18 protein-coding genes and 1 pseudogene are annotated in these 20453 nt (G+C 71.7%); 8 read left to right on the forward strand and 11 right to left on the reverse strand.

What is annotated here, in order from left to right; genetic code table 11:
• The 3 genes and pseudogenes from OJ962_RS24935 to OJ962_RS24945 all read right to left on the reverse strand — a co-directional run.
• A pseudogene (locus tag OJ962_RS24935) lies at window positions 1-1292 on the reverse strand (hypothetical protein); the annotation flags it as partial.
• Between the two features lie 174 nt (window positions 1293-1466).
• The gene (locus tag OJ962_RS24940) at window positions 1467-2252 is read right to left on the reverse strand and encodes a hypothetical protein (RefSeq protein WP_202958234.1); all 786 of its coding nucleotides are present in this window, start codon (window positions 2250-2252) and stop codon (window positions 1467-1469) included.
• A gap of 45 nt (window positions 2253-2297) precedes the next feature.
• Window positions 2298-5552 carry a lytic murein transglycosylase gene (locus OJ962_RS24945; RefSeq protein ID WP_202958233.1) on the reverse strand — a complete coding sequence of 1085 codons (3255 nt, stop codon included), beginning with the start codon at window positions 5550-5552 and terminating at the stop codon, window positions 2298-2300.
• Window positions 5553-5686: 134 nt separating this feature from the next.
• On the opposite strand from OJ962_RS24945, the gene OJ962_RS24950 reads away from it, so the two are divergent.
• Window positions 5687-6754 (forward strand): hypothetical protein, encoded by a 1068-nt coding sequence (locus OJ962_RS24950; RefSeq protein WP_202958232.1) that lies wholly within the window; start codon window positions 5687-5689, stop codon window positions 6752-6754.
• A 42-nt stretch (window positions 6755-6796) separates the two neighbouring features.
• Window positions 6797-9109, forward strand: a complete 2313-nt coding sequence (locus tag OJ962_RS24955; RefSeq protein WP_270006677.1) for a phosphoketolase family protein — start codon at window positions 6797-6799, stop codon at window positions 9107-9109.
• Between the two features lie 85 nt (window positions 9110-9194).
• On the opposite strand, the gene OJ962_RS24960 is transcribed toward OJ962_RS24955, so the two are convergent.
• Together OJ962_RS24960 and OJ962_RS24965 are read right to left on the reverse strand one after the other, a co-directional pair.
• Window positions 9195-9611: a hypothetical protein gene (locus OJ962_RS24960; protein ID WP_202958231.1), complete on the reverse strand. Its 417-nt coding sequence runs from the start codon at window positions 9609-9611 to the stop codon at window positions 9195-9197.
• Window positions 9611-10660: a hypothetical protein gene (locus tag OJ962_RS24965; protein WP_202958230.1), complete on the reverse strand. Its 1050-nt coding sequence runs from the start codon at window positions 10658-10660 to the stop codon at window positions 9611-9613. The genes OJ962_RS24960 and OJ962_RS24965 overlap by 1 nt, the downstream gene beginning before the upstream one ends.
• A 236-nt stretch (window positions 10661-10896) precedes the next feature.
• Here OJ962_RS24965 and OJ962_RS24970 point away from each other — a divergent pair, with 236 nt between their 5' ends.
• Entirely contained in the window at window positions 10897-11265 is a 369-nt protein-coding gene (locus tag OJ962_RS24970; protein ID WP_202958229.1) for a hypothetical protein, read from the forward strand.
• Between the two features lie 252 nt (window positions 11266-11517).
• On the forward strand, window positions 11518-11835 hold the full coding sequence (locus OJ962_RS24975; RefSeq protein WP_202958228.1) for a hypothetical protein: 318 nt from the start codon (window positions 11518-11520) through the stop codon (window positions 11833-11835).
• Window positions 11836-11874: 39 nt separating this feature from the next.
• Here the strand turns inward: OJ962_RS24975 and mreC are convergent, their stop codons facing one another.
• The 5 genes from mreC to OJ962_RS25000 all read right to left on the reverse strand — a co-directional run bounded on the left by mreC (window position 11875) and on the right by OJ962_RS25000 (window position 17117).
• A complete protein-coding gene (gene mreC, locus OJ962_RS24980) occupies window positions 11875-12783 on the reverse strand; it encodes a rod shape-determining protein MreC (protein WP_202958227.1) in 909 nt (302 codons plus the stop codon).
• A complete protein-coding gene (locus OJ962_RS24985; protein WP_202958226.1) occupies window positions 12776-13306 on the reverse strand; it encodes an RNA polymerase sigma factor in 531 nt (176 codons plus the stop codon). The genes mreC and OJ962_RS24985 overlap by 8 nt, the downstream gene beginning before the upstream one ends.
• 43 nt (window positions 13307-13349) lie before the next feature.
• A complete protein-coding gene (locus OJ962_RS24990; protein ID WP_202958225.1) occupies window positions 13350-14714 on the reverse strand; it encodes a GntP family permease in 1365 nt (454 codons plus the stop codon).
• A 129-nt stretch (window positions 14715-14843) separates the two neighbouring features.
• Window positions 14844-16208 carry an argininosuccinate synthase gene (gene argG, locus OJ962_RS24995; RefSeq protein WP_202958224.1) on the reverse strand — a complete coding sequence of 455 codons (1365 nt, stop codon included), beginning with the start codon at window positions 16206-16208 and terminating at the stop codon, window positions 14844-14846.
• A 24-nt stretch (window positions 16209-16232) separates the two neighbouring features.
• Window positions 16233-17117: a DNA gyrase subunit A gene (locus OJ962_RS25000; protein ID WP_202958223.1), complete on the reverse strand. Its 885-nt coding sequence runs from the start codon at window positions 17115-17117 to the stop codon at window positions 16233-16235.
• Between the two features lie 56 nt (window positions 17118-17173).
• Between OJ962_RS25000 and OJ962_RS25005 the strand changes: the two genes are divergently transcribed.
• Genes OJ962_RS25005 through OJ962_RS25015 form a run of 3 tightly spaced genes read left to right on the forward strand, consistent with a single transcriptional unit; the run spans window position 17174 to window position 18674 of the window.
• A complete protein-coding gene (locus tag OJ962_RS25005; RefSeq protein WP_202958222.1) occupies window positions 17174-17872 on the forward strand; it encodes an arsenate reductase/protein-tyrosine-phosphatase family protein in 699 nt (232 codons plus the stop codon).
• Window positions 17865-18251: a VOC family protein gene (locus OJ962_RS25010; protein WP_202958221.1), complete on the forward strand. Its 387-nt coding sequence runs from the start codon at window positions 17865-17867 to the stop codon at window positions 18249-18251. Before OJ962_RS25005 ends, OJ962_RS25010 begins: the two co-directional genes overlap by 8 nt.
• Window positions 18252-18263: 12 nt before the next feature.
• Entirely contained in the window at window positions 18264-18674 is a 411-nt protein-coding gene (locus OJ962_RS25015; RefSeq protein ID WP_202958220.1) for a PPOX class F420-dependent oxidoreductase, read from the forward strand.
• Here OJ962_RS25015 and OJ962_RS25020 read toward each other — a convergent pair.
• On the reverse strand, window positions 18671-19252 hold the full coding sequence (locus OJ962_RS25020; protein ID WP_202958219.1) for a hypothetical protein: 582 nt from the start codon (window positions 19250-19252) through the stop codon (window positions 18671-18673). The two genes, OJ962_RS25015 and OJ962_RS25020, sit on opposite strands and share 4 nt — an antisense overlap.
• Window positions 19253-19329: 77 nt before the next feature.
• On the opposite strand from OJ962_RS25020, the gene OJ962_RS25025 reads away from it, so the two are divergent.
• Window positions 19330-20448: an FAD-binding oxidoreductase gene (locus tag OJ962_RS25025; protein WP_270006678.1), complete on the forward strand. Its 1119-nt coding sequence runs from the start codon at window positions 19330-19332 to the stop codon at window positions 20446-20448.
• Window positions 20449-20453 lie beyond the last annotated feature (5 nt).

The raw sequence follows: 20453 nt of genomic DNA on the forward strand, positions 1-20453 counted from the left end.
CCCGCCGCCGCGCTTGCGGTGCCGGCCGTCTCAGACGCCGCCGACGCCGCGGCCGCGCTCTCGCCGCGCGCCGACGGCGCGGCTGCCGCTGCGACCGGGGCCGGCTTCGGCGCCGGCGACTTCGCTGCGGGCGGCGGCGTCGGTGGCGCGGGTTCCGACTTGGCCGCCGGAGGCGCCTCAGCCTTCGCGGTCTCAGGCTCGACTTCAGCCTCAGAGACGAGGTCGTCGGTGCCGCCGTCGTCCGCGTCCTCGCTGGTTTCGCCTGCCGTGATCTGCTGGAAGACGGCGTCGGCCTCCGAGCGGGGGTCGGCGGTCTCGGCCGCGGGGACGTCGGCAGGAGCCTCGTCCTCCGCCTTGGCCGGCTCGGGCGGTTGCGCGGCGGGAGCGGGCGTGCCGGCAGCCGCTTCCGCGTCGCTGTCGGAGCCCGCGTCCTCGTCTTTGTCAGCCGTGGTCGGCGCGGCGTTCGCCGCGACCTCGGCGGCGGCCGGCGGCGCCCCGCCTCCGGCCAGGGCCTGCTCGGCCGAGGCCTGTTTTCCCGCCGCGGCCGGCGCGGCGTCCTTGAGCGCCGACGCGATCGCCGAGTCAGCGCCCGCCAACGGGCCACCCGTCGAGAGCGCCCCCGCCAGCCCGGCGGTGTCGGCGGTCGCGCCGTTGAGGCCCGTGACCGCCGGGGCGGCCCCATTGGCAGCCGGCGACGCGCCGCCGAGGCCCGCGACCGCCGAAGCGGCCGCAGCGGCCCCATTGGCAGCCGGCGGCGCACCGTTGAGGGCCGAGGACGCCGCGTCAGCGGACGGAGAAGTGCCGTTGAGCGCCGGCGAGGCGGCGTCGGCAGCCGGAGACGCGCCGTTGACGGCCGGCGAGGCCGCGTCGACAGCCGGAGACACGGCGTTCGACCACGAGGCCGGACCGGTAGCCGAAGATGCGCCGTCCCGTGCCCGGGGCGATGGAGCCGCGCCGTTCGCGACGCCCTCGAGCGCCGGGACGGTTCCGCTCTCGCGCCGCGCAGCGGCGGCGGCGATTGCGGCCGCGATCGCGCCGTCGCCACCCGCGCCGCCCGTGTCGAATACGCCCGACGCGCCGCGGCCGGACCCCGCGCCTGCGCCGCCGCGCACGAAGCTGCTGACCGCGCTGTTGCCCGCCGTCTGCTGCAGGTTGAGCATCTGCTCGACGCTCATCGAACCCGGGCTCGCGGGTCCGGCGAAGGCCGGGACGCCGCCGGCGGACGCCGGGGCGGCGGCGCTGGCGACGGGGGCGGCCTCGGCGACCGCGTGGTCTTCGGTGCGTTCAGGCATCAGACCCTCGCCTCAAAGACGAGCCCGCCCCACGACCACCGACCAAACGACAACGAGACCCCGCACCGGATGAGCGGAAGCGTACGCAATCGTCCAGAAACCGTCACGGCCCGTACGGGTACCCGTTCGCGCAGATCTCACCGCATGGTCACAACGACGTCACGGGCGGACTCGCTAAGGCGCGCAGACCGACGACGAGAAGCCGGGCACCCGCCGCGGCGACGTCAGGCGCACGACGCGACGCACGACCCGCGTGCCGCGCCGCCACTCGAAGTCGGCCAGCCCGCGGAACGTGCGGCCGTCGATCCCGCTGAAGCGGAACGTGTAGCCGCCCTGCCAGGAGCGGTCGGCGCGGCCGAGCACCGTCCACGGCGAGGTCCCGTTGGGCACGTCGACCCAGCGCGCGCCCTCGGCGTACTGGAGCCGGAAGCGCGCCGCGACGCGGTCGCGCCGGGCGCCACCCGCGGGGCTCGCCGCGCGCACGCCCACGGCGGTCGGCGTGCACACGTTCATCGTGGCCCACGGGCGCGGGGCGGTGATCGAGTTGCAGCGCACGCGGCGGTTGTCGGCGACGCTGACGCAGTGCCGCGCGTCCAGCCGTAACCGGCCGCCGCGCACGACGTAGGCCCGCGTGCGGGCGAAGTTGCGCCCGTGCACGGTGAGCTCGAGCCGGGAGGCGGCGCTGAGCCGCAGCTTCGGGCGGAACACGTGGCGCGGCCCGGTCGCGACGGCCTCCACGGACGTCTGGCCCAGGCACTCGTGGCAGTTCAGGGCAACGCGCTCGCCAGCGGCCACGCCGCCGACGGCGATCGCGCGGACGGTCAGGCCCTGCGCGTCGAAGGTGACCGAGAACGGGGCCGGCGCGTCGGGAACGGCGTCGGCGGGCACGGCGGCGTGCGCGTCCGCGCTCACCAGCGCGGTCGCCACGCCCAGGACAGCGATGATTCGGGGGGAACGCACTACGCGGTGGAACACGCGTTCGCGCGCGACGTTGCGGGGTTCGCCTCAGCGGTACTTCTTGGACGCCGCGAGGACCTTCTTCACGTACCAGTCCGCATGGTTGTAGGCGAACAGCGCCTTGTACCAGGAACCCGGCGCCCCGGACGCCCGCAGGTAGCGGGCGGAGGAGTAGATCGCGTCGACCGCGTTGTACGGGTCGGCCTTGCCGTCACCGCTGGCGTCCATCCCCCACTCCTTCCAGGTCGCGGGCATGAACTGCGTCCAGCCGATCGCGCCCGCGGAGGACGGGCCCATGTTACACCCGTGCGCGGACTCGACCTCGGTCAGGCCGGCGAGGATCTGCCAGCGCAGGCCGAACGCCTTCGCGGCGCGCTGGAAGATCGGCTTGAGGATCGCGGAGCCGCTGCACGGCGACGGGGAGCGCAGGCCGCTGAGGTGCTTGGGCTTGCGCCCGAGGCGGAAGTTCGAGCGCGACGCGAGCGCGGTGAGGCTGGCGACCTTCACGCGCGGCGTGCTCAGGTTCAGCCGCCAGACGGCGGCCGCGGGCTGGCCGCGCCGGGACGGCGTGTGGCGCCAGCTCAGGTGCAGGTGGTGCCCGCGGCCGTGGTTGGCGTCCCCGTTGTAGCCGACCCACCGGAACGGCGCGCGCGGGCGGTTCTGGCGCGGCTCGGCCCACTTCGCGAGCCGGTCGATGTCGTTCCAGGAGCCGCCCGGGCCCGGGACGATGTCGATCGCCAGCCCCAGCGGGTGCTCGCCCGCGGCCGAGTGGCCTTCCATCGCGTAGCCGTCGGTGATGCGGATCTTGTAACGGGCGACGAGGTAGCGGATGTCGGCCAGCAGGCGGGAGTCGATGCGCTCGCCCGGGAAGCCGGGGATGCCGACGAAGCGCCCGCGACCCGTGACCCTCGCGACGCCGCGCACGGTCGCGGTGGCGGTGACGGTTTCGACCGACACGGGCGCCGCCTCCTGCCCGCTCGCCTTCGTCTTGGTCGTGTGGGTCTTCTCGCACGCGACGGGCTTGTCGGCCTTGTCGGCCCACGCCTCGTCGCGGCCCGCGCCGCAGCGCAGCGCCTCGGTGGTGGCGTCACGGCCGTCGAGGCGGTCGTTGCCCGCGCCGCCGTCGACCGCGTCGACGCCCTTGTTGCCCCACAGCCGGTCCTTGCCCTCGCCGCCCGCGATCGTGTCGTTGCCGTCGCCGCCGCGGATGGTGTCGTCGCCGCCCTCGCCGAAGAGCTGCTCGTGCGCCGCGCCGCCGGTGAGCTTGTCGTGGCCGGCGCCGCCGATCACGGCCTCGATCGAGGTGGTGACCGTGTCGCCCTCGCCGAGCTCGCCGTCGTCGGGCTGGTCGCCGAGCGTGATCGTGAGCGCGTTCGCGCGCGCCGCGTAGTCCGCGGTGTCGCGCCCGCCGTCGCCGGACAGCCGATCCGCGCCGGCGCCGCCGACCAGCACGTCGTCGTCGTTGCCGCCGCTGACGGCGTCGTTGCCGCCGTCGCCGTTGAGGCGGTCGGCGCCGTTGTCGCCCTTGGTCTCGTCGTTGCCGTCGCCGCCGTTGACGAGGTCGGAGCCGTCGCCGCCGTACACGCGGTCGTCATCCGGCCCGCCGGCGAGCCGGTCGTCGCCCTGCTCGCCCTGCAGCAGGTCGTTGCCCGCGCCGTCGCTGAGCGCGTCGTTGCCCGAGCCGCCGTAGAGCTGGTCGTTGCCGGCCCCACCGTCCAGGGAGTCGTGCCCGTCGCCGCCCGTGAGCTTGTCGGTGCCGTCGCCGCCCGTGAGGGCGTCGTTCCCGCCCGCCCCGGTCAGCGCGTCCGTCCCGGCGCCGGCGACGAGCGTGTCGTCGTCGTTGCCGCCGTCGAGCTTGTTCGCGCCTTCGCCGCCGTTGAGGCCGTCGTTGCCGTTGGCGCCCGCGAGCGTGTCGTCGCCGTCGCCCGCCGCGAGTGTGTCGTCGCCGTTGCCGCCGTCGAGCCGGTTGTCGCCGTTGCCGGCGTCGAGCCCGTCGTTGCCCTCCGCCCCGGTCAGCGCGTCGTTGTCGGCGCCGCCGTCGAGCGTGTCGTGGCCGTCGCCGCCGTCGAGCTCGTCGCGGCCCCCGGCGCCCGCGAGCCGGTCGTCGCCGTCCTCGCCGCGGCCCTTGTCCTGGCCGTCGTCGAGCGTCAGGACATCGCTGCCCGCGCCGCCCCAGGCCTGGTCGTCGCCCGAGCCGCCGGTGACCGAGTCGTCGCCGTCGCCGCCCTTGAGGACGTCGGCCGCGCCCGCGCCGTCCAGCGCGTCGGCGCCCGTGCCGCCCTCGAGCGTGTCGGTGCCGTCGGCGCCGGCGAGCGTGTCCGCGCCCTCGTCACCGTAGGCCTTGTCGTTGCCGGCGCCGGCCGTGATCGCGTCGGCGTCGTCGCCGCCGTAGACGGTGTCGTTGCCGTCGCCCGCGTCCAGCGTGTCGCGGCCCGCGGCGCCGGTGAGGATGTCGTCGCCGGAGCCGCCGGTGAGCGCGTCGTCGCCGTGCGTGCCGGTGAGCCGGTCGTTGCCGCCGTTGCCGGCGAGCACCGCGCCGGTCAGCGTGTCGCCCGCGCTGCCGCCGACCAGGCGCTCGACGCTCGGCCGCACATCGTCGCGCTCGCCGCTCGCACCGTCGTCGTTGACGCCGTCGGCGTCGACCGTCACGCCGGAGGTGCGGGAGCCGTAGTCCGCGGTGTCGGTGCCGGCGCCGCCCTCGAGCACGTCGGCGCCGCCCGCGCCGTCGAGCACGTCGTCGCCGAGCCCGCCGTCGAGCGCGTTCGCGGCGCCGGTTCCGGTCAGATCGTCGTTGCCGGAGCCGCCGACCAGGTCCTCGACGCCGTTGAAGGTGTCGCCTTCGCCGCTGCCCGCGGCCAGGTCGACGACGACGCCGGCCACGCGCGCGGAGAAGTCCACGCGATCGGTTCCCGCGCCGCCCGCGTACGTGTCGTTGCCCGCGCCGGCGAGGAACACGTCCGCGCCGCCGCCGCCCGTCACGAGGTCGCGGCCCGCGCCGTCACCCACGGTGACCGGCACGGTGACGCTCGTGGTGAACGTGTCGTCGCCGTCGCCGAGCTCGACCGCGAAGCGGGCCGCGGCCGGGCAGGTCACGCGGCCGGCCCCCGCCACGGTGCAGCCGGCGCCCGCCGTGAGCGGGGCCGAGGAGTCACGCACCTCGGTCGCGCTGACCACCGTGAGGCGGTTCGTCTCCCCCGCCGCGGCGGTGTAGGTCACGACGCCGCCGGCGGACGAGACGGTCGCCCCGAAAGCGCTCGCGGGGACGAACAACAGGCACAGCAGGATCAGCGGGAGGGCACGCACCTACCAGGTGGTCGGCACCCCGATGCACGACTTGACGGGGTGTCAGGGAACTGGCACGCGGCCACCATGCGCCGACGAGTCCGCGCGCGGACACCTGTTCAACCAGGCATCCTCGACTGGGTTAGGTTCTCCGCGTGAAGCCGGCCGAACGCCAGCCGCAGCCGCGCGAACCCGATCCGGCGGTCCCAGCCCCCGGCCGCGCGCCCGGTCTGCCCGTGCGTGGCGCGCTCACCCCGGCGGCCGTTCTGGCGCTCCAGCGCAACGCCGGCAACCACGCGGTGAGCCAGCTCCTCGGGCGGCGCCCGCTGCTGCTGCGGGAGGTCTCGGAGGAAGAGACGGTGGCGCAGCCGACCCCTGACGAGCTGGCGACGTGCCGGAGGTGCGCGGCGATCCTGGACGGGCTCACGCAGCAAGCACGCGCGGAGCTGATCAACGGGGAGGTGCGCGACTGGGTCGGCGACAAGTTCAACACGTTCATGAAGTTCATCGCAGCCGGCAAGGACAATCTCGCTGTTCTATGGGCCGCGAACGCGATCGAGGAGCGCGTGTATGCGCTGCTCAAGACCACCAAGCTGCCGTGCGACTGGAAGCCGCAGCGGGCGGAATCGATGGGATCTGCGTCCAAGCCGGACATCGTGCTGCTCTTCGCGGACAGCAAAGTCGGGCTGATCGATGTCACCTCGGATGCAGGCCACATCCTCAGGAAGGCCGGCAACTGGGTGGGCGGCGCCAAGCACATCTATGCCGCCGAGGTCCTCTTCGCGAAGATCGACCTCCCGCACTTGTCGGTCATCAAGCAGGCGCTCGGTAAGACGGGACGGATCAGCATTCGCATTCGCGTCAAGAAGGCCGGCGCCATCCAGAAGGAGCGCAAGCAGCAGCGTGACAAGGACGCGGCCCGGGCTCGGCGGCTCTGGAACACGTATGGCTCCGTGGAGAAGATCGCCGCGAGCGAGTCGGAATTCGCGAACGCGGGCGAGGTGCGGAAGTTCCTCCGTTCCGTGAACTTCACGGCCAAGGGGTTCAAGGGCAAAACGCGCAAGGCCCTTGGAGGCATGGACCGGATCGCACAGGACGAGGCAAAACGCAAGCGCGCGCGCAAGGCGCGCGAGCGCCGCCGTGAGATCGAAGCCGCACGCGCGAACGCGCCAAGCGGCAGCGACGGCTCGGAGTCCGAGTCCGAATCCGAATCCGACGGCTAGGCCGGCCGAGGTCGGAGGCGGCGCCCCCGGTACGATCGCGACGTGACCGGGATCGAGAGCGCGGAGCTCGAGCGGCTCCACGCGTATTGGCGCGCCACCAACTACCTGTCCGTCGGGCAGATCTACCTCCGGGACAACCCGCTGCTGCGTGAGCCGCTCACGCTCGAGCACGTCAAACCGAGGCTGCTCGGTCACTGGGGCACGACACCGGGCTTGAACCTGCTGTACGCGCACATGAACCGGCTGATCAAGCTGCGCGACCAACCGACGCTGTTCATCACCGGACCGGGGCACGGCGGCCCGGGGCTCGTCGCCAACACGTGGCTGGAGGGCTCCTACAGCGAGCGCTACCCGAGCGTGTCGCGCGACGAGCGCGGGATGCGCGAGCTGTTCAAGCAGTTCTCCTACCCGGGCGGGATCCCGAGCCACGTCGCGCCGGAGACGCCCGGCTCGATCCACGAGGGTGGCGAGCTCGGGTACGCGCTCGTGCACGCCTACGGCGCCGCGTTCGACAACCCGGAGCTGCTGGTGCTGTGCGTGGTCGGCGACGGTGAGGCCGAGACCGGCCCGCTCGCCGCGAGCTGGCACTCGAACAAGTTCCTGCACCCGGAGCGGGACGGCAAGGTGCTGCCCGTCCTGCACCTCAACGGCTACAAGATCGCCAACCCGACGGTGCTCGCGCGGATCGGCGACACCGCGCTGGGCGACCTGATGCGGGGGTACGGCCACGAGCCGCTGTTCGTGGAGGGCGACGACCCGCACGCGGTGCACGCGCAGCTCGCCGCCACGCTCGAGCAAGCGCTCGACGCGCTGGCCGCCGGCGAGCACCCGATGATCGTCCTGCGCACGCCGAAGGGCTGGACGGGCCCGAAGGAGGTCGACGGCACGCCGGTCGAGAACACGTTCCGCGCGCACCAGGTCCCGCTTGCCGGGCTCGCCGACAATCCGGAGCACCTGGCCGCGCTGGAGGCGTGGATGCGCTCGTACAAACCCGAGGAGCTGTTCGACGAGGACGGCGTCCCGCTCGTGGAGCTGACCGACCAGGCGCCAGAGGGTCCGCTGCGGATGGGTGCGATCCCGCAGGCCAACGGCGGCGAGCTGCTCGAGGACCTGCGCCTGCCGGACTTCCGCGACTACGCCGTCGACGTCCCGAGCCCGGCCGAGACCTCGAGCGAGCCGATGCGCGTGCTCGGCACGTTCCTGCGCGACGTCATGCGCGACAACATGCGCACGTTCCGCGTGTTCGGGCCCGACGAGACGGCCTCGAACCGGCTGCAGGCGCTTTTCGACGTCACCGGCCGCACCTGGCAGGCCGAGACGCTCGACACCGACGAGCACCTCGCGCCCGACGGCCGCGTGATGGAGGTGCTGTCCGAGCACCTGTGCCAGGGCTGGCTGGAGGGCTACCTGCTCACCGGCCGCCACGGCGTGTTCAACTGCTACGAGGCGTTCATCCACATCGTCGACTCGATGTTCAACCAGCACGCGAAGTGGTTGAAGGTCACGCGCGACATCCCGTGGCGCGCGCCGATCGCGTCGCTCAACTACCTGCTGTCCTCGCACGTCTGGCGTCAGGACCACAACGGCTTCTCCCACCAGGACCCGGGCTTCATCGATCACGTGGTCAACAAGAAGGCCGAGATCGTCCGCGTCTACCTCCCGCCGGACGCCAACACGCTGCTGTCGGTCGCCGATCACTGCCTGCGCAGCAAGCACTACGTCAACGTCGTCGTCGCCGGTAAGCAGCCGTGCCTGAACCTGCTGGGGATGGACGAGGCGATCGCGCACTGTACGCGCGGGATCGGGATCTGGGACTGGGCGTCCAACGACGCCGGCAGCGACCCCGACGTCGTGCTCGCCTGCGCCGGGGACGTCCCGACACTGGAGACGCTCGCCGCCGCCGCGCTGTTGCGCGAGCACCTGCCCGACCTGAAGGTGCGCGTGATCAACATCGTCGACCTGATGCGCCTGCAGGACGACTCCGAGCACCCGCACGGGCTCTCGCACGGCCAGTTCGACGCGCTGTTCACCGTCGACCGTCCGGTGATCTTCGCCTACCACGGCTACCCGTGGCTGATCCACCGGCTCGCCTACCGCCGCACCAACCACGGCAACCTCCACGTGCGCGGCTACAAGGAGGAGGGCACCACCACGACCCCGTTCGACATGGTGATGCTCAACGACATGGACCGCTTCCACCTGGTGATGGACGTGATCGACCGCGTGCCCAGCCTGGGCTCGCGCGCCGCGCATCTGCGCCAGCAGATGGTCGACGAGCGGCTGCGCCACCGTGCCCACACGCGCGAGCACGGCGACGATCCCGACAGCGTCAAGTCATGGGTGTGGCCCTATTGATCGGCTCGCGCCACCTCGATGGTGCCCAACCTGCGGCGCGGACGCCGATACGAACCCGCCGGCCAGTCATGGCTGCGCGAGCAGCTCAGCGGATGAACTGGCCCGGATCCTCGTAGATCCGCTCCGAGTAGTCCGCCAAGGTCGTTGGCGCGAAGACCTCGAGGAAGTCGACCGCGCCATCCTCTTCGGAGAACGCGACGCCGCGCTCCGGCCACACGTACAGCACGGCCCGCTTGCCCGCCCGCGAGCGCAGCTCATGCGCACCGGGTCCGAGCGCGGCGGCCAGCGCGTCGGGGTCCACGTCCTCGGGCGCGCCCGCGTAGAGCATCACCTGCCGGTCACCGTCGAAGTAGAAGAACCCCGGCCACAGCGAGGCCGCCCGCACGCGGGCGACCGGGCGCAGCCGTTCGTAGCGGACGCCGTCCTCGACGACGGCGTCCGGGGCCCGCGACAGCACCTCGTCGCGCGACAACCCGCGCAGCGCGTAAGCCTGATCGAGCATCACGCGTACGCGGTGTCCTTGTTGGGCGTCGGGAAGTCGCCCACGGGCAGCTTCCACTTGCCGACGATCTTCTCCAAGAACGCGTAGCGCTTCGGGCAGGGGTTGCCCGGCGTGCCCGCGGCCGCCGAGCCGTCGCCGTTCTTCAACCGGTCGGGCGAGACGAAGAAGAACATGGTGGACTCGGAGAGATCCTCAGAGGCGTTCTTGTCGCCGTAGCTGGTCGGCGGCGCCTCGGCCCCGGCAGTGCCGCTCTTGGTGGCGCGATCGGTCCAGTAGCCGGTCTCCTTCATGAAGTCGCCCTCGGCGTACTTCATCAGCCCGTGCGCGATCTCGTGCACGGTGGTCGCCTCGAGTTGCTTGGGGACGTCGCCGGGGAAGTCGATGTCGGAGGTCTCGCCCGGGGTGAACAGCGCGAAGTTCTTCGAGTCGCGGAAGAACTCGCCGAGCGTGGCGTCGTCGAGCGCGCCGGTGGCGGTGTTCTTCGTGATCGACTGGTCGACCTTGGAAGCCGAGGTGATCTCCTGCTCGGCGCCGATGCGCTCCGACGTCGAACGCCGGGAGCCCAGGATCGGAGCGAAGTGGGCAAGCGCTCGCTCGAGCGCGACGAGCTCGGCGAACAGCCAGGTCGCGCCCTTGACCTTCTTGCGCACGTCCTCGGGCGCCTTGTCGTAGTGGTCCTTGACCGCCTGGACGCCCTTGCTGGTCGAGACCTCGATTCCGTACTTGTCCTGGATGTCCTTGATGATCCGGGCCGCTTCGGCCTCCTCGGCGGCGCTGACGACCTGCACCTTCTCGCTGCCGATCGTGGCGACGTACGGCATACCGGCCGACTTCTTCGCCTTGTTGACGATGTCGCCGATCCAGTCGCCGTGGATCTGCCGGACCCCCGTGCGCTGCTTGATCAGCGCGCGGGAGACCATCGCGTTGCCTGCGCCACGTTGGGCGGCGAGCACCCGCGCCAACTCCGGCGGCGGCCCGGCCGGCGCGGGGACGGCCTCAGGAGTGCGCCGCTCGGCGGTGAGTTCGTCCTCCTTAGCGCGCTTGGTCACAAGACGAGTCTCTCCGGCTCCCGGGGTGCCGTCAAGGGCGCAGCGAACTCGCCCGTGCGAGTGCCGACTCCGCATGGTCGCGCCTCGGCGCGGCCCGCACCGGCCAACCAGCGATCGGCCCACGCTGCGGATCGCTACGAATCACGCATCAGCGGTATGGCTCGTGGTCTCTCTGATCGCCTACGCCCCCACGCCGGTCGCGACGGTGGCCGACGCCGACGGCACAATAGGCCTTGATGTCTTCCCGCAACTTCCGATCGCCGTGGCTTGCCGCACTGCTGGTGGTCGGAGGCTGCGGGTCGCACGAACAGGCACCTCCCGCGAATCCGATTCCAGCCCGTTACGCGGCGCCGCAGGACTCCATCCAGTGTCCGGTCACTCCGTCCGATGACCGCTTGGTCCCGGCGCCCCAGAGCTTCGACGCACGCTCGCTCATCGGACTCGAGGAACAGGCGGCCGTACGCCTCGCACGCCGGCACGGCTGCGTCGTACGAGTGGTCTTCCGTGACGGACGCGGTGGCCTGGTCGAGGGCTCGTCACAGTTCAATCGCATCGACGTCTATGTGCAGCGATCGACGATCGTCGGCGTGGAGCCAATCGAGTAGCGGAGGCGGTGCACGCTCAGCAGAAACTCCGAGCACGCTCGGTGCCTGGCACCACTCGGGCCATCGACCGGAGCTTTCGCTTCTCGTCCGAAGCAGCGGCGACAAGATCTGCGTCGGCGTAACGAACCCTTCGCTATTCGAAGGGTTCGTCGCACCTCGGGCGGCGTTGCCGCAGCCGACGACGCGGCGGGTTCGTCGAGAACCCCCACTTCGGCGACCGTGGCGCAGCGGCCTACGGGTAGTTGTACCGGTGTGACCGATGAAGAGTTCGTCGAGGCCGTCCGGGCCTCCGCAGCGACCCAACTGGAAGAGAACCGGCAGCACTACGCGGGTCTGATCGCCGGATCGGTCCGACGGCAAGGACCGTATGTGGTGTTCGAGTTCGAGGCGAGAAAGCGCCCGGGTACCACGTACGCGTACCGAGCCAGCGCGCTTCCGAGGCCCGATGAGCCGCGCGATGCCGATGGTGTCGCCGGCAGCCTCTTCGCCAATTGGCTCGAGATCGTCGAGGCCAGCGACGTGGCGCCGCCCGAACCGTGCGGGGACGCAATTGCTTGGATCGACGAGTAGCGTCCGGCGTTCGCTGAAGTCCATGTCGGCACCGGCGTTTCACCGGTTCTCGCTGGTCCCCGATCTTGAGCGCGCGTCCGTGAGGACCTGGACGATGTCGAGGCGGCTGAGCTCAGCCGCGGGCTCGACGTAGAACCGTCTGTCCAGGTCGCCGTTGCCGAGCTCGATTCGACTGACGCGGCCGATCGGGACGGCTCGGGGGTAGCGAGACTCAAGCGCGGGGTCGATGGTGCCCGCTGTGTAGACAAGGTCGTTCGCGCGCACGTTGGCGCTCCCGTCCACCGGCTCGAACAGCAGCGCGCCAGGCGACCCGAACGCGGAAGTGACCGAGCCGAGGTTCCGATCACGGCCGGCGTAGACGCTCGTGGCGAAGCTTGGGTCCGTGATCAACGTCACGACGGCGGAGCCGCGGGTCGCGTTCGCGACCGTCCCGACGAGGCCGGCGGCGTCGATCACCGAGTCGCCGCGGTGAACGCCGTCGGCGAGGCCCTTGTCGATCTGCACCTGCTGGTCCCAGGTCTTGGACGAGCGCCCGGACACGATCGCGCTCACCGGCTTGTACCTGCGCCCGAAGGGAGGAGCCGCCGGGATGATCTTGCCCGTACGCGGATCGACCTGGACGATCCGCCGGCCAGCATCTGCAGTCGCGGGCACGGCGCGCTCGTCCGCTGGGATGCGCTCTCGCGCCGGTCGGTATGCGACGACCGCGGCGAAGACGAGCGCTGCCGCTGCGACGGGCATCACGACCGTCAGAAATCGCGACCGGCGCCCGCGAGGAGGACCGACGCGCCGCGCTTCGCCCACGTGCGCGGCTCCGTCGGGGCCGGCCGTGTGCCCGGGCGTCGATCGCCGCTTCGGCGGCCGCTGCGCCCGGGCGCCGTCTGCTTTCTCAGCACGCTCGAACGCCGAGTCAAGCGCCGTGCGCAGCTCGTCGAGGATGTCAGGCACGGTTGGGCTCCTCAGCGAGGTGACGGCGCAAGACGCCGAGAGCCCGGCTCACGCGGGCACGGGCCGTCTGCTCGGTGACGCCCAGCGCTCGGGCGACGTCGCGGTACTCACGCTCCTCGACGACCCGCAGCTGCAGCGCGTCGCGATGATTCTCAGACAAGTGGTCCAGCCCGGCCCGGACATCGCCCCGGAGCTCGTCAAGTCCCGCGAGCTCCTCGATGCGGTCGTACTCGCTCTCGGTCAGCGCGCGCCGCTCCACACCAAGCTTCGCCATCGCCCGGCGCTCGACGTGCGCTTTGCGTCGCCAGTCCGCGAGCAGGTTGCGGGCGATCCCGTACAGCCACGCCGCCTGCTCAGACTCGGTCTGGCCGCGAAAGCGCCCGCGGTCGATGAACGCTCGAGCGAAGGTCTCGGCAACTAGATCCACCGCGGCATCCGGATCGAAGGTCCGTCGCGCGAAGAACCCGAGCATGACACCCGCGTGCCGGTCGTAGAGGCGCGTGATGTCGTGGCGCTCGAGCATGCACTCAGACAGTCGCGCAACCCATCGTTGCTGTGACGTGTGCCTATGTGGCCGCAGCGACCACACTGGCGAGCAGGACCAGCGGCAGGGAGACGACCGCCCCGAGCGACGTGGCCAGTGTCAACGTCTTCAGGGTGCCCTGGGTGGTGATGTCGAGCAGTCGGCTGAACATCCAGAAGAAGTTGCTGTTGACGTGAAGCGCGAACATGGCGCCGGAGGCGATCGCGAGCGCGATGACGACGGGGTCCATGTCGAGGGAACCGACGATCGGCGAGATGATGCCCGCCGCCGTGATCGCGCCGACCGATACGGAGCCGATCGCGAAGTGCAGGACGGCAGCGATCACCCACGCGAGCAGGATGCTCAGGAGCACCGGCGCGTTCTCGTCGGCTGAGAACAGGTCCTTCAGGGTCTCGTCGAGTCCGCTCTCGGCGATCACCGCACCGAGAGACCCGCCGACCCCGGTGACGAGCAGGATCTCGCCCGTCGTGCGGAGGCCGGCGGTGAAGACCGTCTCGACGCCGTCGGCGCCGAGCGAGGACCGAACCATGGCGAACGCGATCAGCAGGCCGATGAAGAGGGCGATGTTCGCGTTGCCGAGGAACATGAGCACCGCATTGGTCGCATCCGCCACGTCCGCGATCGCGCCGGCGGCGATGAGGACCAGCGGCACGAGGATGGGCAGCAGGCGCACCCAGAGTGGCCATCGAGCGGCGCGCTCGGCGAGCGGCAGGGCGTGAGCTGCGGTGTCGGAGTGCTCCTCGACGACGGCGTCCGGATCGACGTCGGACTCCTCCTTCCAGAAGCCGCGCGACAGGATGAGGCGGAACAGGAACGTGGTGATCAGCGCGGTCGTCAGCCCGATCGGCAGGCCGTACAACAAGTAGGTCCCGAGCGGGACGTCCATGAGCCCGGCGATGGCGACGGCCGCGAGGCCGGGCACGACGAACACGTACCCGGCGAAGATGCCGATGCCCATGGCTCCCGCGAGCCACGGCAGGCCGTGACGCCGGTCGACGACCGGTGCCGACTCCTTGGCCATCGGCGCGGCCAGGACCACCTGGACGTCGACGTAGATCGATGGGAAGATCGTCGAGAGCGTGCCGGCCATCGCGTACGGCAGCCGGCGACCCATGCGACGCGCGAGGATCTCGACGAGGTCGCCGAAGGCGCCCATCGAGTGCAGCAAGGCTCCGATCAACACGCCGAAGCCGATGAGGAGCCCCACCTCGGCCATGATCTCGCCGAAGCCGCCGGTGATCTGCTCGACGGTGCCCTCCGCTCCCAGCCCGGTCGCCAGGCCGAGGTACGCGCACGCGAGCAGCAGCGAGATCACCGGGTCGACCTTGAACCTGATGATGAGCAGAATCGCGGCCAGGATCGCAACGGCAGAGTGCAGGATCTCCATGGGCGACTCCGATCGGTCAGACCAACGAACGCGTCACGCTAATGGATGGGCCGCGACCATGCGGCACGGCTCCACCGGCACGCCCCCGCGCATCACCTCTTGCGGAGGTGATGCCGGGGCGCTGCGGCGCTAGTTCGCGCCGTCGGTGAGGTGCTCGGGCTCCTGCGCGCCCTCGACGGCGTGACCGATGATCTCCTCGACGTGCGGCAGCAGCTGCATGTGGGAGTAGGCGGCGAGGCGCGCGCGGGAGTCGGCGATGTCGAGGTCGCGCATCGTGAGCTGGCCGATCCGGTCCTGCGGGCCGAACGCGGCGTCCTCGGTGCGCTCCATCGACAGGCGCTCGGGCTCGTAGGTGAGCGCCGGGCCGGCGGTGCTGACGAGCGTGTAGTCCTCCCCGCGGCGCAGCCGCACCACGACCTCGCCGGTGACGGCCGAAGCCACGAAGCGCTGCAGCGGGTCGCGCAGCGTGAGCGACTGCGGGTCGAACCAGCGGCCCTCGTACAGCAGCCGCCCCAGCTTGCGGCCCATCGTGCGGTAGTTGTCGATCGTGGCCTCGTTGTGGATGCCGGTCACGAGCCGCTCATAGGCGATGTGCAGGAGCGCGATGCCGGGCGACTCGTAGATGCCGCGCGACTTGGCCTCGATGATGCGGTTCTCGATCTGGTCGCTCATGCCGAGCCCGTGGCGGCCGCCGATCTCGTTGGCCTTCATCACCAGCTCGACCTGGGACTCGAACGTCTCGTCGTTGATCGCCTCGGGCCAGCCGTCCTTGAAGCGGATCGAGACCTCTTCCTCGGCGATCTCCACGCCCCGCTTGTAGTGCGCGACGCCCATGATCGGCTCGACGATGTCCATGCTCGTGTCCAGCGACTCGAGCAGCTTCGCCTCGTGGGTCGCGCCCCAGATGTTGGCGTCGGTGCTGTAGGCCTTCTCGGTCGAGTCGCGGTACGGCAGGTCGCGCGCCTTCAGCCACTCGCTCATCTCGAACCGGCCGCCGAGCTCGGTCACGAAGTCCTGGTCCAGCCACGGCTTGTAGATACGCAGCTCCTTGTTGGCCAGCAGCCCGTAGCGGTAGAAGCGCTCGATGTCGTTGCCCTTGTAGGTCGACCCGTCGCCCCAGATGTTCACGTTGTCGGCGGCCATCGCGTGCACGAGCAGCGTGCCCGTGACGGCGCGCCCGAGCGGCGTCGTGTTGAAGTAGGTGCGGCCCGCGGTGGTGATGTGGAAGGCGCCGCACTGCAGCGCCACCAGGCCCTCGTGCACGAGCAGCTCGCGGCAGTCGACCAGGCGCGCGATCTCCGCTCCGTACTCCTTGGCACGGTCCGGGACGTCGGCCAGGTTGGGCTCGTCGTACTGGCCCAGATCAGCCGTGTAGCAGCACGGGACGGCGCCGTGCTCGCGCGTCCAGGCGACGGCGACCGACGTGTCCAGGCCGCCGGAGAACGCCAGGCCGATGCGCTCGCCCTTCGGCAAGCTGTTGAGGATGCGTGCCATAGGCCCTCTTCGTAGCAGGAAAGCTCAGGCCGAGGGCTTGAGCAGGCTGCGGCGCGGGTCTCCGTGCTCGTGCGCGAGCGCCTCCAGGCCCGCCGGCCCGTGCTCATCCAGATACGCGTCGATCAGCTCGCGCAGCGTGAACCGGCGGGGCTCGCCGTCGACGCGCGCGGTCAGGTCGACGGCGTACTCGGTCTCGAGCCGCGTCTCCCGGTAGAGGTCCTGCAGCAGCGCGAGCGTGTCCCCTCGCGGCGCCGTCATGACCACCAGCTGCATACCTTCGCGGTGCGTCCAGTCCTGGACGTCGCTGACGCCGGAGATCCGCCGCGCGGCGACCGCATCCACGATCTCCCGGATGACCCCGTGCTCGCCGCCCTTGCAGACGCCGTACGGCAGCTCGGTGAACACGATCTCCCGCTCCTCCACGTGAGCCCGCGCACGCAGACACAGCGTGCCCGCTCCGGTCGCGTAGATCTCCCGTAGGTCGCCGCGGACGACGCCGCCGGTCGCGAAGTCAGGTCCGGGGAGACGGTCCATGATCCCGTCCAGGTCGATCGACGGGTCCGTCGCGACCGCCCGGATCGCGGCGCACACCTCGGCCAGGTTGTGGCCCGGGATGGTGTCGCTGCCGTTGACGAGCAGGTTCGGGAAGCGCGGGAGCCGGGCCGCCAGCGGCGTGCGCCGCACCTCGACGTACCGCGCCTCCGCGGGCGGATCGTCGTCGACCGAGCCGAGGTTGCCCAGGCCGTCGACCAGCGGGTAGCGCGTCCGCCAGTCCTGCGCGAGCGGGACGAACGCGTCCCACTGCTCGTCGGTCGGCACGATCGTCGACGCCTGCACGTAGCGGTCGCCGAGCCGCTCCAGCCGGCCACGGCGGAACGCGTCGAGTCCGTCGGAGAGATCCGGGATCACGGGAGCAGTGTGCCCGGATATCGCATCAAACTCATTTGATGTATCGTCCGTCAGCGATGGACGCACCACCGGCGTTCCTACGGTTGGCGGGGCATCCGCTGCGCTGGCGGCTGCTGCGCGAGCTGGCCCACAGCGACCTCCGCGTCGGCGAGCTGTGCGGGCTCGCCGGCGAGCAGCAGAGCCTGGTCTCCTACCACCTGCGCCAGCTGCGCGACGGTGGTCTGGTGCGGGCACGGCGCAGCAGCGCGGACGGCCGCGACAGCTACTACAGCCTCGATCTCGCGCGCTGCCGGGACGGGCTCGCGGACGTGGGCGCCGCGCTCCATCCAGCCCTGGCGTCGCACACGCGGCCGCGCACCGCCCGCGCGCGGGTGCTGTTCGTGTGCACGGGCAACAGCGCCCGCTCCCCCATGGCCGCGGCGCTGTGCGAGCAGCGCTCCCACGGGTCGGTCAGCGCCACGAGCGCCGGCAGCCACCCCAAGCCGCTGCAGGCGGGTGCGGTCCGTGTGCTGCGCACCCGCGGGATCGACCTCGCCGGGCGGCGCCCGCGGCACCTGGACGAGCTCGCCGGCGAGCGCTTCGACCACGTCATCAGCCTCTGCGACCGCGTCCGCGAGCGCTGCCCCGAGGCCCGGATCCACTGGAGCATCCCCGAGCCCCACGAAGACGCCGCGTTCGAGGCCGTCGCCGCGGAGCTCGAGACCCGCATCGGCTTTCTCATCGACGCAGTCAACGCAGGAGGCATCCATGCCTGACGAGCTCGTGCACGTGCGCTACATGGTCGACGACGTCGAGGCGGCGGTCGACTTCTACACCACCCACTTCGGCTTCACGCTGCGGATGAGCGCCGCGCCCGCGTTCGCCGACGTGGTCCGCGGGCCGCTGCGCCTGCTGCTCAGCGGCCCGAAGAGCTCCGCCGGGCGGCCGATGCCGGACGGGCGCGTTCCCGAGCCGGGCGGGTGGAACCGCATCCACTTCGTCGTCGAGGACCTCGCATCCGAGGTGGAGCGCCTGCGCGCGGCGGACGTCGCGTTCCGCAACGACGTCGTGACCGGGCCAGGCGGGCAGCAGATCCTGCTCGAGGATCCGGCGGGCAACCCGATCGAGCTCTTCCAGCCCGCCGAACGGATTTGAGACGATCGGCGGGTGACGCTTCCCTCTGAGCTGCGGGCGCTCATCCAGTCCGGCCCGCTGACCCATCTGAGCACGATCAACGCCGATGGCAGCCCACAGGTGTCGGTCATCTGGGTCGGCCTCGACGGCGACGACCTGCTCACCGCGCACATGCGCCGCGGCCAGCTGAAGCTGCGCAACATCGAGCGCGACCCGCGCGTGGTGCTGTCGTTCCTGGCCCCGCCCGAACCGGGCGTGTTCCTGGCTCACCACGCGGTGCTGCGCGCTTCAGCGACGATCGAAGGTCCGACCGAGGCCGCGTGGGAGCTGCTGAACCGGCTCGCGCAGGTCTATATGGGCGCCGACTTCCCCGCGCCGCGGGGTGAGGGGTGGCTCGTGCGCTATCGCGTGGAGCGCGTCGGCGGCGTCGGGCCCTGGGCCTAGCCGCCGAAGCGCCACAGCCGCCGCGCCGGGGGGCGGCGGAAGTTCTCCTGCGCGAGCGCGGAGTTGACCGAGACGAGCGCGAGCTCGGAGATCAGGTTCGCGGTGCTGAGCCGGCTCACGCGGCGCTTCGCGCGCTTGGCCGCGTCGCTCGCCGACGGCGCGGCGTGGTCGCCGTCGCGTAGCGGGACCGCACCGTCCGGCGCCATGCGGGCGAAGCGCATGCCCTCGGCGGCCGTCGCCAGGCCCGTGATCGCGACGACGCCGACCAGCGCGTCCTTGGCGTACGCCAGCCGGCGCTCCTCGGGCGAGAGCTTGCGGTTGGCGGCCTCGTTGAGCCGAGCGCCGATCCACCCCGTCGCGACCGCGGCCAGCGCCAGCGAGTTGACCGTGCCGTAGCGCCGCCATGAAGCGTTGACGACCTTGCCGCGCTCGGCCGGGTCGGCGATCTCGGTCACGCTCGGGTGCATCGCCAGGCGCCCGAACAGGTTCCCGCCGAGCAGCCCGGCGAGCCCGATGTCGTGCGCGGCACGACCGAGCTTGGTCAGCGGGACGGGCGGAGCGGGAACGGGAAGGGCCATGCCGCGAGCCTGCCCACGGCTCGGCGCGGGTGAAACGGGCACCGATGAGTTCGGCCGGCTCCACCCGTCTACGGGGCATGAACCTCAAGGCCCACTCCCCCGCCGATGTCCGCCGCGCCGTCCGCATCGCCCGCTCGCTCGGCGCCCGCGTCGCCGTCCGCGCCACCGGCCACGGCACGCCCGCCGAACTGCCCTCCGGCACGCTCGTCATCGATACATCCGCGATGCGCTCCGTGCTGGTCGACCCTGACCGGCAGGTCGCGCGCGTCGGTCCAGGAGCGACGTGGGGCGAGGTCGTCGAGGCCGCCGCGCCCTTCGGCCTCGCCCCGGTCACGGGCACCAACCTCACGGTGGGCGCGACCGGCTTCACGTTCGGCGGCGGCCACGGGTTCCTCGCGCGCAAGTTCGGCCTCGGCGCCGACAACCTGCTGCGCGCGGACGTCGTCACCGCCGATGGTGAGCTGATCACCGCCACCGAGGGGCGCCGGTCCGGCCTGTTCTGGGCGCTGCGCGGCGCGGGCGGGAACTTCGGCGTCGCGACGTCGATCGAGGTCCGCCTGCACCCCATCCGCAGTGTCTTCGGCGGCAGCGCGACCTTCGACCGCGGCCTCGTGCCGCACCTGCTGCAGGCGTTCGCCGAGTACGCGCAGCCGGACGAGCTCAACGTCTCGATCGTGCTCACCGACGACGCCGTCGCCGTGCGCGGCGCCTACGCCGGCAGCGCCGACCGCGCGTGGGCCGCGCTCGCCCCGCTGTTCCTGGACGAGCCGCTCACGGACTCCTTCCGCACCATGCCGATCGCCGAGACCGAGACGATCGGCGGCACCCGTCCGATGCACCTCGAACTGCTGCGGGAGGTCCCGGTCGACGCCATCCTGCAGACGGCAGCGTCGGCGACCGAGGTCGAGGTCAAGCGCTGGGGCGGCGCGATCGCGCGCGGGACCACGCCGGCCGGCCACCGCCGCGTCCCGTTCAGCGTCACCGTCAACGGCGACACCGTCGCGCCGCTGCGCTCGTACGTGACGGGCGGGTCGTTCCTGAACTGGCTGAGCGGCACGAGTCACCCGCACGCGGCGTACACGCCCGCGGACCTCAACCGCCTGCTCGAGCTCAAGCGCGCGTACGACCCCGAGAACGTGTTCGGCGTCGGCCGCGACCTGGTCACGGCGCCGGCCGAGTACGCGGTGGCCGCATAAGGAGG

The organism is Solirubrobacter deserti (assembly GCF_027587175.1).
Classification (GTDB): domain Bacteria; phylum Actinomycetota; class Thermoleophilia; order Solirubrobacterales; family Solirubrobacteraceae; genus Solirubrobacter; species Solirubrobacter deserti.

Bases quoted from the DNA above. Each gene is read 5' to 3' on its own strand.
- OJ962_RS24960 (WP_202958231.1), bottom strand. From the start codon at position 9,611: ATGCTCGATCAGGCTTACGCGCTGCGCGGGTTGTCGCGCGACGAGGTG.
- OJ962_RS24970 (WP_202958229.1), top strand. From the start codon at position 10,897: ATGTCTTCCCGCAACTTCCGATCGCCGTGGCTTGCCGCACTGCTGGTG.
- OJ962_RS24985 (WP_202958226.1), bottom strand. From the start codon at position 13,306: ATGCTCGAGCGCCACGACATCACGCGCCTCTACGACCGGCACGCGGGT.
- OJ962_RS24990 (WP_202958225.1), bottom strand. From the start codon at position 14,714: ATGGAGATCCTGCACTCTGCCGTTGCGATCCTGGCCGCGATTCTGCTC.
- argG (WP_202958224.1), bottom strand. From the start codon at position 16,208: ATGGCACGCATCCTCAACAGCTTGCCGAAGGGCGAGCGCATCGGCCTG.
- OJ962_RS25005 (WP_202958222.1), top strand. From the start codon at position 17,174: ATGGACGCACCACCGGCGTTCCTACGGTTGGCGGGGCATCCGCTGCGC.
- OJ962_RS25010 (WP_202958221.1), top strand. From the start codon at position 17,865: ATGCCTGACGAGCTCGTGCACGTGCGCTACATGGTCGACGACGTCGAG.
- OJ962_RS25020 (WP_202958219.1), bottom strand. From the start codon at position 19,252: ATGGCCCTTCCCGTTCCCGCTCCGCCCGTCCCGCTGACCAAGCTCGGT.
- OJ962_RS25025 (WP_270006678.1), top strand. From the start codon at position 19,330: ATGAACCTCAAGGCCCACTCCCCCGCCGATGTCCGCCGCGCCGTCCGC.